13 protein-coding genes are annotated in these 13,484 nt (G+C 32.6%); all 13 read right to left on the bottom strand.

Going from position 1 to position 13,484, the window contains the following annotated elements; translation table 11 throughout:
* Positions 1-25 precede the first annotated feature (25 nt).
* The 13 genes from BUA99_RS10285 to BUA99_RS10225 all read right to left on the bottom strand — a co-directional run bounded on the left by BUA99_RS10285 (position 26) and on the right by BUA99_RS10225 (position 13,475).
* On the bottom strand, positions 26-1,060 hold the full coding sequence (locus BUA99_RS10285; RefSeq protein ID WP_072991788.1) for an alkaline phosphatase D family protein: 1,035 nt from the start codon (positions 1,058-1,060) through the stop codon (positions 26-28).
* Positions 1,061-1,189: 129 nt separating this feature from the next.
* Positions 1,190-2,404 (bottom strand): ATP-grasp domain-containing protein, encoded by a 1,215-nt coding sequence (locus BUA99_RS10280; RefSeq protein ID WP_072991785.1) that lies wholly within the window; start codon positions 2,402-2,404, stop codon positions 1,190-1,192.
* A 3-nt stretch (positions 2,405-2,407) separates the two neighbouring features.
* Positions 2,408-3,841 carry a leucyl aminopeptidase family protein gene (locus BUA99_RS10275; RefSeq protein WP_072991783.1) on the bottom strand — a complete coding sequence of 478 codons (1,434 nt, stop codon included), beginning with the start codon at positions 3,839-3,841 and terminating at the stop codon, positions 2,408-2,410.
* Between the two features lie 51 nt (positions 3,842-3,892).
* A complete protein-coding gene (locus BUA99_RS10270; RefSeq protein WP_072991780.1) occupies positions 3,893-5,026 on the bottom strand; it encodes an alpha/beta hydrolase in 1,134 nt (377 codons plus the stop codon).
* Between the two features lie 202 nt (positions 5,027-5,228).
* Entirely contained in the window at positions 5,229-5,828 is a 600-nt protein-coding gene (gene hisIE / locus BUA99_RS10265; RefSeq protein WP_072991777.1) for a bifunctional phosphoribosyl-AMP cyclohydrolase/phosphoribosyl-ATP diphosphatase HisIE, read from the bottom strand.
* A 46-nt stretch (positions 5,829-5,874) separates the two neighbouring features.
* Positions 5,875-6,630, bottom strand: a complete 756-nt coding sequence (gene hisF, locus BUA99_RS10260) for an imidazole glycerol phosphate synthase subunit HisF (protein WP_072991774.1) — start codon at positions 6,628-6,630, stop codon at positions 5,875-5,877.
* 69 nt (positions 6,631-6,699) lie between these two features.
* Positions 6,700-7,425 carry a 1-(5-phosphoribosyl)-5-[(5-phosphoribosylamino)methylideneamino]imidazole-4-carboxamide isomerase gene (hisA, locus tag BUA99_RS10255; protein WP_072991771.1) on the bottom strand — a complete coding sequence of 242 codons (726 nt, stop codon included), beginning with the start codon at positions 7,423-7,425 and terminating at the stop codon, positions 6,700-6,702.
* A gap of 41 nt (positions 7,426-7,466) precedes the next feature.
* Complete coding sequence (hisH, locus tag BUA99_RS10250; protein ID WP_072991768.1) at positions 7,467-8,048, bottom strand: imidazole glycerol phosphate synthase subunit HisH; 582 nt, start codon at positions 8,046-8,048, stop codon at positions 7,467-7,469.
* 105 nt (positions 8,049-8,153) lie between these two features.
* A complete protein-coding gene (gene hisB, locus BUA99_RS10245; RefSeq protein WP_072991765.1) occupies positions 8,154-9,290 on the bottom strand; it encodes a bifunctional histidinol-phosphatase/imidazoleglycerol-phosphate dehydratase HisB in 1,137 nt (378 codons plus the stop codon).
* 100 nt (positions 9,291-9,390) lie between these two features.
* Positions 9,391-10,440, bottom strand: a complete 1,050-nt coding sequence (gene hisC, locus BUA99_RS10240) for a histidinol-phosphate transaminase (RefSeq protein ID WP_072991763.1) — start codon at positions 10,438-10,440, stop codon at positions 9,391-9,393.
* Entirely contained in the window at positions 10,430-11,722 is a 1,293-nt protein-coding gene (gene hisD / locus BUA99_RS10235; protein WP_072991761.1) for a histidinol dehydrogenase, read from the bottom strand. Before hisD ends, hisC begins: the two co-directional genes overlap by 11 nt.
* Before the next feature lie 120 nt (positions 11,723-11,842).
* Positions 11,843-12,700, bottom strand: a complete 858-nt coding sequence (gene hisG, locus BUA99_RS10230) for an ATP phosphoribosyltransferase (protein ID WP_072991758.1) — start codon at positions 12,698-12,700, stop codon at positions 11,843-11,845.
* A 271-nt stretch (positions 12,701-12,971) separates the two neighbouring features.
* Positions 12,972-13,475 (bottom strand): DUF2231 domain-containing protein, encoded by a 504-nt coding sequence (locus tag BUA99_RS10225; RefSeq protein WP_072991756.1) that lies wholly within the window; start codon positions 13,473-13,475, stop codon positions 12,972-12,974.
* Between the last annotated feature and the right edge of the window lie 9 nt (positions 13,476-13,484).

Genomic DNA, 13,484 nt, shown 5'->3' with positions numbered 1-13,484 from the left:
TAAATTTTAAATGATATCATTTATTTTAATTACTGGGATAAATTTGGACATATTCTTGTAACAATTTATTCTCTTTTCCGCGAATTTGCATGACAACTTTATTATTTTTAAAATCAAATTGCAGTAATCCAAAGTTAATATCTTTCACCACTTCTCCTTTTATGAAAGGATTTTCTTCACCAGAAAAAGAAGTATAAGTTAATCCACTAGAAGTAAAATCAACTAGAGGATATGCTAAACCATCCACATTTTTAGAAGAAAAGGTAGCAATATGTCTATCACCAGAAATTATAAAAGTACCTCGTGCCTTAGAGGAAACAATCATTTTTTCAAGCTTTTCGATTTCGTGAGGAAAATTATCCCATGCTTCAAAACCATGTTTATTTGATAGAAATTGAACACTACTAACGATGACGTTAAATTGTGCATCTGAAGTATTTAATTCATTTTCAAACCACTTCCACTGCTCTGTTCCTAGCATCGTACCTTCGCCATAAGCGTTAGGTTGAAAACGTTTTTTAGTATCCTCTGCTTTAGTCAAAGCTGTTCTAAAAAATCTGGAATCTAGAACGATCACTTTTACTTTGTTTTTATTAAACTGAATTATTTTTGAATTGTAAACACCATCTCTTGTGTGCTGTATGGCATTAGTTGGAGTATCTAAGAAATTGAGAAGTAATTGCTGACTTTCTATTTTAAAATGATATTCTACTCCCGCATCATTTGCACCGTAATCATGATCATCCCAAGTCCCTAGCACAATTTTATTTTTAATAAAGGAAAGGTATTCCGGGTCTTGTTTTTGAATTTTATAGTTATTTTTAAGTACGGTCATGTCTTCTGTATCAGAGTAAACATTGTCACCACCCCAAATCCAAACTGAAGGGTTGTTTTGATTAATCAAAGGCCATAGTTCATTTTTAATTTTCTGATTGTCACAAGATCCAAATGCAATATTTAAAATGGATTCTTTATTTTTTATTTTGGTGACCTCTTTTTGATAATTAACTTTACAACTTACAAAAGAGAATAAAATAATTAGGAAGAGAAAGTTTTTCATGGAAATAAATTTTAAAATTTAAATTCTAATTTTCGTGAAAATAGAAATAAATGAAATTAGCCAATATAAAGTTTACTTAAAATACGATCAAGCGGAGACATATTTCCTATCATTTTAAAAAACGTATTTTTAATGCAAAGTTGTAATCTTACTTTGTTCTACAATTGCTGTAAAGTTTGCAGCTAAGCGATTTCCATAATCTTCTAGTAGCGCTAATACTCTTTCTTGTTTATCTGATTTTACAATTAGTCCAGCATGGAATTTCAGCGGAACTATAAAACAAATTTCGGGATCGGAAAAGGTTTTTAAATCAGGATGTTCCACTTTAGATAAAGTCAACGCGATTCCTGCATACCCTTTTTTGACTTTTGGTAATGAATATTTTTTTTCTTTAACTAAACAATTTTCGATCTCTGCCCATTCTTTCCACAAATTGATGTTGGAAGCTTCAGCGACCATCTCAGCAAGATGCGCTCCACCTACTCTAGATGAAGTTTCAAGAAAATAGATTTGGTTCGTTTCATCACATTTGATAAATTCAGTGTGAGCTGCACCATGTTTTAGTCCAAAACCTTTCAAAACTTGCTCATTAATTTTCTTTATCGCTTTATCGTCAATCGAGTTGTATTTTATATTAGAGGAACAGAAAACGCCACCACCTTGAGAGACCTCCATTGGCGTAGTTAAATATTTTGAAGTCAAACTAAAAATAATTTTACCTTCAAATATTAAGCTGTCACAATGATAAACATCTCCGGGTTTGAATTGTTCTAATAAGTATTTAAAACGATTATTTCCCATTTCGTTAATATGGATCCACAAACTTTCTTTATCGTATACTTTTATAATTCCTGCTGCGGAGGCTTCTGATCGCGGTTTAAAAACCCATGGAGCTTGCACTGAATCAGCGAATGTATTAAGATCATGATCATTAAATAATGAACAAAAAGCTGGAATTGCAATACCGCAACTTTTTGCTCTCATGCGCATTGCAAGCTTGTCTCTAAAGTAGCGCCCTGTGGTTTGTCCCATTCCATCAATACGCAAGTTTTCACGCAAATACGTCGCTTTTTCAACATCATAATCATCAAGAGCAACAATGGCGTCAATTTTAGTAGCTTTCATAAAATTCCCAACTCCTAGTAAGAGATGTTCTAAATTCCAGTCAACATCTTGCCCTTCCATATAGAAAATTTCATCAATGTGGTCTAAAGGCCAAGCTTCATTTCTTAGTTTATCACTTGTAACGAGATAGACTTTGTTTCCTAATTTTTTTAATTGAATTAAAAAATCGGAGCCTTTAAAATAATTTGAAATACAAAGAAATGTTTTAGAATTTTCCATAGGTTATAAATTTTCAATGAATTTAGTTAATAAATGAACGCCGTATGCAGTTGCGTGTTTACTTTTTGCAAATTCATCATCGCCAAATGCAACACCTGCAATATCAAGATGTGCCCATGCTTTGTGATCTTTTGTGAAATATTCTAAAAATTTAGCCGCGCTAATGGCTCCAGCAACTGGCTTTCCGCTGTAGTTTTTCACATCTGCAATATCACTTTCAATGTCTGATTTATAAACATCCCAAAGCGGCAAAGGCCATAAGCGCTCTCCAATAGCATCTCCACTCTGTTGTAATTTTTCAGTCATTTCCTTATTATTACTGAACAAAGCAGCACATTCAAAACCCAAAGTTGCTACACTGCTTCCAGTGAGCGTGGCAATATCAACAATATAATCTGGTTTATAGTTCTTGATTAAATATGATAATCCATCGGCTAGAATGAGTCGGCCCTCCGCATCAGTGTCAATTATTTCTATTGAATGACCGCTGTAACTGTGAATGACATCGCTGGGTAAAAATGATTTTGCATCAACGGAGTTTTCAGCACATGGAACTATGGCAGTTACATGAACGGGTAATTGTAAATCAGCTATTAATTGCATTGCTCCAAGAACGGCAGCACCTCCAGCCATATCACACTTCATGTGTAGCATTCCTGCAGTTTTTATATTGAGTCCTCCCGTGTCAAAAGTAATTCCTTTACCTACTAATCCAATATGTTTACTGTATGCAACAATTTCTTTAGGACTATAAGACATAATAATGAATTGTGGCTCATTTTCACTTCCTTTTCCCACCGCTAAAAAAGCGCCTAATCCAGCAATTTTTGACGCCTCATACCCCAAAACTTCAACCTGAAATCCGAATTTTTCACCAGCGTCTTTTGCCCAAGTAGACAAATATTTTGGTGTTATAATATTTGGTGGTAAATCAACTAAATCATATACGTTCAATTGAGCGTTTGCTATTTTCAACGCTTTCCTAGCCACGGCTGAATGATCATCTGCCGAAACTAAATTTAGAGTAAAATCTAGATCTAAAAAAGGATGTATTTTTTTATCTAATTTAAAATGAGCAAGATTATATGTTCCTAAAATTAAGCCAGAAATGATCGCTTCAAGTTGATCGTTATTAAATTCCTTTGATACAACTATAGCTACATTAAGACTAAAAAGATCTTTTTGCTTTGCAGAAATGCGGCGGAAAATGGTTTTAATAGATTTATAATCTGTTTTTTTTCCTAAACCAATTAATAAATAAACATTATTATTTTTCTCAGTGATATAGATTGTGTCTTTCTTAGCTGCAAATACTTTGGCTGAAACTTCTATATCATGATAGGTGTTAATAACTTCGTTTTTTAATGCGGATTCAAAAACAGGAATTAAAATAGTTCCAGAAAAATTAGTTAGGTTGGCGATCGTATTTATTTTCATTTGGATTGTTTTAGTCTTTGTTTCTAATTTTAATCTCCTTAATAATTTTTTTTATTTTGTCTGAAAAAATAACCATTCAATCGCTTTGGGAAATTCATCGCTCCAGTATGTTTCTGTATGTTTACCTTTTCTATTTATGCTCAAATTGATTTGACTACTATCACTTATAAATTCCTTTGAAATTAAATCTTGCTGAAATTTTTTAACTTCCGCCAATAAATTTTTACTCTCTTCACCGCCGGCATATAAATAAATTTTCACATCTTGAGTATTTTCCTCTTTTGCAACAATTTTTAATTCGGGAACTACCCACAATGACGGTGAAAAAATCATCAATTTACCATACACTTCAGGATTTCTTAAACCGCTAAATATGCTCACTAATCCTCCCATTGAACTCCCTCCTATTCCTGTAAACTCTCTTGCTTTTTTAGTTCGAAAATTACGATCGACAAATGGTTTTAAAGTCTCAGTCACAAATCGAATATATTTTTTTCCTTGTCCTTTTCCTAGGACTGTCTTACCTACATTGTATTCCATTATTCGATCTTCTTCGGCATGTTCAATTGCAATAACTATAATTTTTCCAATTTTATATTCGGACATTACGGCTAATTTTTTATCGATTTCCCAATTGCCAAATTCAGCAGATTCATTAAATAAATTTTGAGCATCCTGCAAGTACATTACCGGATAACTCTCGCTGGAGTTATCATAATCGTGCGGTAATAAAGCCCAAATTTTTCTTGTTTTATTTAATTGCGGAATCTCAAATTCATCCGAAATTAATTGTACTTGTGGCAGGAAAGATTGTTTAAATGGTAACCAGTTTTTTCTCCATCGCGCTACATATTCCTTTTTCACTCCCGTATGCAATAATGTGGAGCGATTTTCTGTCCGATTTCCGTCTACATCGATTTCTACTTCACTCCAATCTCCTTTAGTAAATTTATATAAAAGTTCTTGCGGATATTCAAAATCAAAAGGGAATTTATAATGATAAGTGTTATTCGCAATTTTTTCCATCAGAAATTCTTTATCCTGCGTTCGCCAGTTATTAAAATTACCTGAAATATAAACTGGTCGCATATCATCTTCATCAGTTGTCAAGATTATGTAAAGACCTGTGTTTACATTTTTAGTATCTTGATGTAAAACGATGTTTTCTAAATTGTTACTTTGCATTGCAATGTGGTATTTTATAAAGAAAGTAAATATAAGGGATTGTTTTTTGAAATAAAAGAAAAAAATCCAACAGCAATTGAATTGTGCTATTGGATATTATAATTTTTATCTAGTTTATTGGTACTTAAAAAATATAAATAATTTGGCCATCTTCATTAAAAATAATATTTCCTAAAATACATCGAAAACCGCGTAGTGAGTACTATTTTTGACGACTTTTTAAAACTTTTACTACATCATCCATTTTATATCCTTTAGCTTGAAGTAATATTAGGTAATGAAACAATAAATCAGCGCTTTCACTTAAAAACAAATCATCGTTCTCGTCTTTAGCTTCAATAACTACTTCAATTGCTTCCTCTCCGACTTTCTGTGCGATCTTATTTATTCCTAATTCGAATAATGATGCTACGTAACTTTTTTCAGAATCAGCTTTTTCTCTGCGAGTGCTGATAGTGTTTTCCAGCTTAGTAATAAATCCATAATCAGCTTTATTTTCTTCTCCCCAGCAAGTATCAGTTCCTTTATGGCACGTTGGTCCTTCTGGTTTAACATGAATTAATAAGGTATCGTTATCGCAATCATTTTTAATGGCGATTAAATTTAAAAAGTTTCCACTTTCCTCACCTTTTGTCCAAAGTCTCTTTTTAGTTCTACTATAAAAAGTTACTTTATTTGTTTCTAAGGTTTTTTGATAGGCCTCTGCATTCATGTAACCCAACATCAAAACATTTTTAGTTTCACTATCTTGTATAATCGCAGGAATTAATCCATCTGTGTTTTTTGAAAAATCTATATTCATCTTTGTAGTCTAAAGTTTTTAAAGTCGGAAGTCTTAATGTGCAAGACTAAATTCTAACTTCGATATTATTATTTTTAAGTTCGTTTTTTAACGTTTTTATTTCAATTTCTTTAAAATGAAAAACACTTGCTGCAAGCGCTGCATCTGCTTTTCCTTCACTGAAGGCATCAATAAAATGCTGTATATTTCCAGCACCACCAGAGGCAATGATAGGAATATTAACTAATTTAGAAAGTTTTGCCAAGGCTTCATTTGCAAATCCGTTTTTAGTTCCGTCATTATCCATTGATGTAAATAAAATTTCTCCCGCCCCTCGTTGTTCCACCTCTTTTGCCCAATCGAATAAAGTCCACTCAGTTGGAACTTTTCCTCCAATTAAATGTACAATCCATTGACCATCAATTATTTTAGCGTCAATTGCCACTACAACACACTGACTCCCAAATTTTTGCGCTAAATCATTTATCAATTGTGGGTTTTTGACCGCCGCCGAATTGATAGAAACTTTATCAGCGCCATTTTGTAGCAAAATTTCAACGTCTTCCACAGAAGATATTCCACCACCTACAGTGAACGGAATATTAATAGTAGAAGCTACTTTACGAACCAGATCGATCAAAGTTTTCCTTCTTTCTTCGGTTGCTGAGATATCTAGGAATACTAGTTCATCAGCGCCTTCATTAGAATAAATTTTAGCTAATTCCACAGGATCGCCCGCATCCCGTAAATCTTCAAAGTTGACACCTTTTACGGTTCGACCGTCTTTAATATCGAGGCAAGGTATTATTCTTTTTGTTAACATATTTATTTATGTGTTAATTAGAAAATTAATGAGTGCAATAATAAATTCATTATTGCATTTCTAATTTACTTATCTACTTAGTATGTATTGCTCCAATTGTTTCATTGAAATTCGTCCTTCATAGATTGCTTTTCCTATGATTGTTCCTTCACAGCCTAGTTCAGCTAGTTTTGGTAATTCGTCAAAGGTAGAAATTCCTCCAGAAGCGATTAATTTTATTCCTTTTGCTTCTGCCAAAATTTTAGCGTATAAATCAAAACTTGGTCCTTCGAGCATTCCGTCTTTAGCAATATCAGTACAAATAACGTACTGAATTCCTTTTTTCTGATACTCTTGAATGAAAGGAACTAAATCTTCATCAGATTCTTCTAGCCAGCCGGAAACTGCTACCTTTTCATTGTTTGCATCAGCTCCTAAAATAATTTTATCAGCTCCATATTCAGCAATCCATTTTTTAAAAATAGCTCTATTTTTTACAGCAATACTTCCGCCCGTAATTTGGTTAGCACCACTTTCAAAAGCAATTTTTAAATCGGCATCCGATTTCAATCCACCACCAAAATCAATTTTAAGTTTCGTTTTACTCGCAATTTGTTCTAATATTTTATAGTTGACAATTTGGCTTGATTTGGCACCATCGAGATCTACTAAATGAAGAAATTCAATTCCGTGTGCTTCAAATTCTTTAGCAACTTCAAGCGGGTTTTCATTGTAAATAATCTTAGTATTGTAATCCCCTTTTGATAAGCGTACACATTTTCCGTCTATTATATCTATTGCTGGTATTATTCTCATTTATAATTTGTCTTATAGTTTGAAAGTCTAAAGTCTTAAAGTTATAACTTTAAAAAATTAGCTAAAATTTGTTCTCCTACATCACCGCTTTTCTCAGGATGAAATTGTGTTCCATAAAAATTATTATTTTGAAGCGCTGACGCATATTCTACTTCATAATTAGTTGTGGCAACTGCCTCGTTGCAAAGCGGAGCATAATAACTATGCACTAAATACATATACTCATTGTCAGTTATTTCTCTGAATAAAGATGACTTCAAATTATAAATTTGATTCCAACCCATTTGCGGTACTTTTACTTTATTTGAAAATTTGATAACGTCAACATTAAAAATACCTAATCCTTTTGTATCTCCCTCTTCTGATGATTTGCACATTAATTGCATTCCTAAACAGATTCCTAAAACAGGTTGTTTTAAGGTTGGAATCAAAGTGTCTAAACCACTTTCTACAAGCATTTTCATTGCTGAACTTGCTTCACCAACTCCTGGAAAAATCACTTTATCAGCAGCTTTTATTTCTTCTGGATTGTTACTTAAAACAGCATTTAATCCCAGCCTTTGCAATGCAAACATAATGCTCTGAATGTTTCCTGCACCGTAATTTATGATAACTATATTCATTTTGTTAAGCTTTTGGCTATTGGCTCTTCGCTTTTAGCAAGCACAATACCTAAATTTAATACTCTCGTTTTGCCAATAGCCAAAACCTAATGGCTAAAAGCCCTTCTACAACATCCCTTTTGTACTTGGCAGAATCATTTTTTCTGTATCCCGTTTTACCGCTATTTTAATCGCTTTGGCAAAAGCCTTAAAAATAGCCTCTATTTTATGATGCTCGTTAACTCCTTCTGCTTTAATGTTGATATTTGCTTTAGCACCATCTGAAAATGATTTAAAAAAGTGTAAAAACATTTCTGTTGGCATTTTACCCACCATTTCACGTTTAAATTCCGTTTCCCAAACTAACCAGTTTCTCCCCCCAAAGTCAATCGCTACTTGTGCTAAGCAATCGTCCATTGGCAAACAAAAACCATAACGTTCAATACCGAGCTTATTTCCTAATGCTTTAGCAAAAACTTCTCCAAGTGCAATTGCAGTATCTTCAATAGTATGATGTTCATCGACCTCTAAATCCCCTTTTACAAGAATTTCTAAATCCATTTGGCCGTGACGTGCAATTTGGTCCAACATATGATCGAAAAAAGCAATTCCAGTTTCGATTTTGCTTTTTCCAGTTCCATCAAGATTTAGATTTATAAAAATATCGGTTTCATTCGTCTTTCTTTCAATAGATGCCGATCGTTCTTCTAATTTTAGAAACTCGTAAATTGTTTTCCAATCTGTAGTTTGTAAAGCAATTACAGAATCTAATTCTTCTCTTTTGGAAGCAATCTCAGCGCTTCCCAGTGCTTCATCGGTATTAATGAAAATCGCTTTCGAACCAAGATTCTTTGCTAGTTCAACATCGGTAATTCTGTCACCAATAACAAATGATTTTTTTAAATCGTATGCTGGATTTTTAATATATTTAGTCAACATTCCAAGTCCAGGTTTACGTGTTGAAACATTTTCATGTGGAAATGTTTTATCAATCAACACATCGCTAAAAACAACGCCTTCGTTTTCGAAAGCTTTCATAACCAAATTATGTACTGGCCAGAAATTTACTTCTGGATGCGAATTTGTTCCCAAGCCGTCTTGATTAGTAACCATTACTAACTCAAAATCTAATTCTTGAGCTATTTTACCCAAATATTGAAACGCAAATGGATAAAACTCTAGTTTTTCAAAACTGTCTAATTGATAATCATTTGGTTCCAAAACCATTGTTCCATCACGATCTATAAAAAGTATTTTTTTCATTTTGTATTTTTTTACAACAACTCCAATTTGTTCGCAATTTAAAATTTCTAGAGATTAAAAATCAATTATTAAAATGGTATTTAAAATTGGAAAAAAGAATTTAAATTTCTTTTAGAGCAGCTATTAGTTTTTTATTTTCTTCCTCAGTTCCAACAGTTAAACGCAACGTATTTTCGCAAAGTGCTTGTGTAGTTCTATTGCGAATAACAATACCCAAAGCTATTAAATCATCATATCTTTTATTCGCATCATCCACTTTAACTAAAATAAAATTTGCTTCTGTTGGGTAAATTTTACTAACAAATTTTATATCAAGTAAAGCTTTAAGTATTTGATCTCTTTGCTCTATGATAGAATTGATTTCAGTATCAATCTTTCTAGAATTAGCTAATCTTTCTAATGCCCTTTTTTGGCTTAATTCGTTTACGTTATAAGGTGGTTTTATTTTGTTTAAAATTGAAATAACTTCGCTAGAACCATAACAAATTCCTAATCGAATTCCTGCCAAACCGTATGCTTTTGAGAGCGTTTGAGTGATCACTAAATTAGGATATTTATCTAGCTCATTAATCCAACTTTCTTTTTTTGAGAAATCAATATACGCCTCGTCTATTACGACTAAACCTTTAAAATTTTGTAAAAGATAAACAACACTTTCATCTAAAAATGAATTTCCTGTTGGATTATTTGGAGAACATAAAAATATCATCTTTGTGTTTTCGTTGACAGCAGACATAATTTTTTCAATTTGTGGCTGAAAATCATCTGAAAGTAGAATTTCTTTATTCTCGACTGCATTAATATTCGCTAAAACGCCATACATACCGTACGTTGGCGGTAAGGTAATTACATTGTCAATTTTTGGCTCACAAAACGCTCTAAATAATAAATCCAATACTTCATCACTCCCGTTTCCTAGTAAGATCTGATTAGTTTTAACATTTTTTTGCTTTGCTAAAACTGATTTCAAGCTTATTTGCTGTGGATCAGGATAGCGATTCACACCATTCTCGAACGGATTTTCATTGGCATCCAAAAAAATCATATTGGCAGTATCAAAATCCTTAAACTCATCTCTTGCAGAAGAATAAGGTTTCATTATTTTTACGTTAGAACGCACTAAATTATTTATATCAAAATTACTTTTCATTTTCAATTGCTTTTAGACGTAATGTAACTGCATTTTTGTGCGCTCGTAATCCCTCCGCTTCTGCCATAATTTCAATTGCTTTACCAATATTCAGTATTCCTTTTTCAGATATTTTTTGAAAAGTCATCGCTTTCAAAAAACTATCTAGATTCACACCGCTATAATTCTTAGCGTAACCATTAGTAGGTAAGGTATGATTAGTTCCTGAAGCGTAATCACCCGCACTTTCTGGAGTATAATTCCCTATAAATACCGATCCTGCATTTTCAATTTTATCAATATAAAAATCATCACAAGCTGTGCAAACTATAAAATGTTCAGGACCATATTCATTGATTAAATCAAGCGCAATTGCATCGTTTTCAACAAAAATTAGTTTAGAATTTGCAATGGCTTTCTCGGCAATTTCTTTTCTAGGTAAAACTGTGATTTGTTCTTGAATTTCTGTTTCAACAGCATCGATAAAATTCTTAGAGGTAGAAACTAAGATTACTTGACTGTCAACTCCGTGTTCTGCTTGCGATAACAAATCAGAAGCTACAAAGGAAGCAACAGCGGTGTCATCAGCAACAATTAATAATTCTGATGGGCCAGCGGGCATATCAATTGCAACTCCAAATTGTGTTGCTAACTGTTTCGCAACGGTTACAAATTGATTTCCTGGTCCAAATATTTTGTAGACTTTCGGAATTGTTTCTGTACCAAAAGTTAAACCAGCAATAGCTTGGATTCCGCCCACTTTTAAAATTTTAGTTACACCACACAAATTAGCAGCATATAAAATTGCAGGATTTATGTTTCCATTTTTATCTGGTGGCGAACATAAAACAATTTCCTTACATCCAGCAATAGTAGCAGGAACAGCAAGCATTAAAACTGTTGAAAACAAAGGTGCGGTTCCACCTGGAATATACAAACCAACTTTTTGAATTGGTCGTTTTTCTTGCCAGCAAATTACTCCCTCAATTGTTTCTATTTGAACTCTCTCTGTTTTTTGTGCAGCGTGAAATTTTTCAATGTTAGATTTAGCGAGTTGAATTGCCGCTTTTAATTCATTTGAAACCTTACTGATAGCTTCTGTAATTTCAGCAGAAGAAACTTCAATATTTTTAAAAGCCACACCGTCAAAAAGCGAAGTATATTTGGCCACAGCCTCATCGCCTTTTTTCTGAACTTCTTTAAAAATTTCTTTTACAGTAGCTTCTATGTCATCTACTGTTTTTGTTGGTCTTTCTAAAATATTGGACCAAGTTTCTGGTTTTGGATTGTATATTTTATTCATGTTATTTACAGTTTAACCGCAAATTTTACAAAGATATTGCAAAGTTCGCAATGGTTTTTTCTACTTTATTTTATTAATCATAATTCTATTATTCGTATAACAAACTTCGTAAATAGTACTTTACAGCACCATTTTTTCAATTGGGCAAACTAAAATTCCTTCTGCTCCAGCTTCTTTTAATTGATCTATCACGTCCCAGAAAGTATCTTTTTCAATTACTGAATGAACACTACTCCATCCTTCTTGTGCCAAAGGAATTACAGTTAAACTACGCAATACTGATAGAATTTTTCCAACTGCGTCAATTTTATCATTGGGAACATTCATCAAGATGTATTTTGATTTCCGAGCTCTTAAAACAGATTCAATTCTGAATTTCAAAGTGTCTATTATTTTTTGAGATTCAGGACTTACTTTTGGTGATACCGCAAGAACTGCTTCGCTTTTAAAAATAACTTCAACTTCTTTTAAATTGTTTTTAAACAAGGTGCTTCCGCTAGATACAATATCAACAATTGCGTCTGCAAGACCTATGTTAGGTGCAATCTCAACTGAACCTGAAATTTGGTGAATGTCTACTGAAACACCTTTCGAATTGAAAAAATCAAGTACTGTTTTTGGATAACTTGTAGCGATACGCATGCCGTTTAAATCTTGAACTGACTTATAATCAAATGCTTTAGGAACTGCCACGGATACTTTACATTTTGAAAAACCAAGTTTTTGAATCACTTTGATATCTCCTCCTTTTTCAACTAATAGATTATCACCTACAATAGCGATATCGACAACTCCATCCATCAAGTATTGAGGAATATCTGAATTTCTTAAATATAAAACTTCTAAAGGAAAATTTGAAGCCTCGGCTTTTAACTGATCGATTCCGTTGTCGATTGAAATTCCCGCATCTTTGAGAATTTGAATACTTTCTTCATTTAAACGACCCGACTTTTGAATTGCAATTTTTAATGTACTCATTTTGTTTTGTTTTTGTTTTTATGATAGTCTAAGTACAAAAATTAGGTAATAAAAAAACCCGCTTGATGTACTCAAACGGGTTTTAGAATATGATGATTTACACACATATCATTAACACATCGCTTGAGAGAAATAATGAGAATGATGATGATGCAATTTATTTGTAAACATTGTGACTTTTTTTAAATCTTATGCAAATATAGGTAATAAATTATTTAAAATCTCGTAAGAAATAGTTCTTATTTGTAAATAAATTTTATTAGTAATGATTTTAGTTTTTAATTTCAGAATTTCTAGGCGTAGTTTGTTCCACATTACTATTCTTATTCAAATAATTTTCTCTAATCTCAGTATGTCGAATCTCTCCACCCGATGCACCGACTAAGGTTGCTAAATAAACTGTTGGTGCTGCAATTACGACAGCAACGATTGAAATGAATTTCGCTTTCGCGTGGTTTTTTATATTTAGAATTAGTCCTAAAACAGAAATACCCCCAAGTAAATATAATGCAATTGCTAATTTTTCAGCCAATTCCTCGTGTTCATGAATTATAGCTTTACCAATCCCAGGGAAATCCTCTACCATCTCTTCCGCTCCCTCACCCGTTTGCATACTAATTAATGCAAAAATTGCTGTAAATATAAATAAAAAATAAGCGGTATTCTTGACCGAATTATTCTTTAAAAGTACTCCAACTATTAAAATCCCAAGAGCAAAAATTGTCCCAATTATGGGGAAGTGATTTACTACTAAGTGCCAATGTGCATCATTCATGATATTAAA

The sequence above is a fragment of the Flavobacterium segetis genome (assembly GCF_900129575.1).
GTDB lineage: Bacteria > Bacteroidota > Bacteroidia > Flavobacteriales > Flavobacteriaceae > Flavobacterium > Flavobacterium segetis.
The sequence above is the reverse complement of the archived record's forward strand: the minus strand, read 5'-3'. Positions and strand labels throughout refer to the sequence as shown.

Excerpts from the sequence above, each read along its gene's own strand:
- hisD (WP_072991761.1), bottom strand. The coding sequence starts at position 11,722 with ATGAATAAAATATACAATCCAAAACCAGAAACTTGGTCCAATATTTTA.
- hisH (WP_072991768.1), bottom strand. The coding sequence starts at position 8,048 with ATGAATATAGTTATCATAAATTACGGTGCAGGAAACATTCAGAGCATT.
- hisF (WP_072991774.1), bottom strand. The coding sequence starts at position 6,630 with ATGTTAACAAAAAGAATAATACCTTGCCTCGATATTAAAGACGGTCGA.
- BUA99_RS10275 (WP_072991783.1), bottom strand. The coding sequence starts at position 3,841 with ATGAAAATAAATACGATCGCCAACCTAACTAATTTTTCTGGAACTATT.
- hisB (WP_072991765.1), bottom strand. The coding sequence starts at position 9,290 with ATGAAAAAAATACTTTTTATAGATCGTGATGGAACAATGGTTTTGGAA.
- BUA99_RS10280 (WP_072991785.1), bottom strand. The coding sequence starts at position 2,404 with ATGGAAAATTCTAAAACATTTCTTTGTATTTCAAATTATTTTAAAGGC.
- BUA99_RS10225 (WP_072991756.1), bottom strand. The coding sequence starts at position 13,475 with ATGAATGATGCACATTGGCACTTAGTAGTAAATCACTTCCCCATAATT.
- hisIE (WP_072991777.1), bottom strand. The coding sequence starts at position 5,828 with ATGAATATAGATTTTTCAAAAAACACAGATGGATTAATTCCTGCGATT.
- BUA99_RS10285 (WP_072991788.1), bottom strand. The coding sequence starts at position 1,060 with ATGAAAAACTTTCTCTTCCTAATTATTTTATTCTCTTTTGTAAGTTGT.
- hisA (WP_072991771.1), bottom strand. The coding sequence starts at position 7,425 with ATGAGAATAATACCAGCAATAGATATAATAGACGGAAAATGTGTACGC.
- BUA99_RS10270 (WP_072991780.1), bottom strand. The coding sequence starts at position 5,026 with ATGCAAAGTAACAATTTAGAAAACATCGTTTTACATCAAGATACTAAA.
- hisG (WP_072991758.1), bottom strand. The coding sequence starts at position 12,700 with ATGAGTACATTAAAAATTGCAATTCAAAAGTCGGGTCGTTTAAATGAA.
- hisC (WP_072991763.1), bottom strand. The coding sequence starts at position 10,440 with ATGAAAAGTAATTTTGATATAAATAATTTAGTGCGTTCTAACGTAAAA.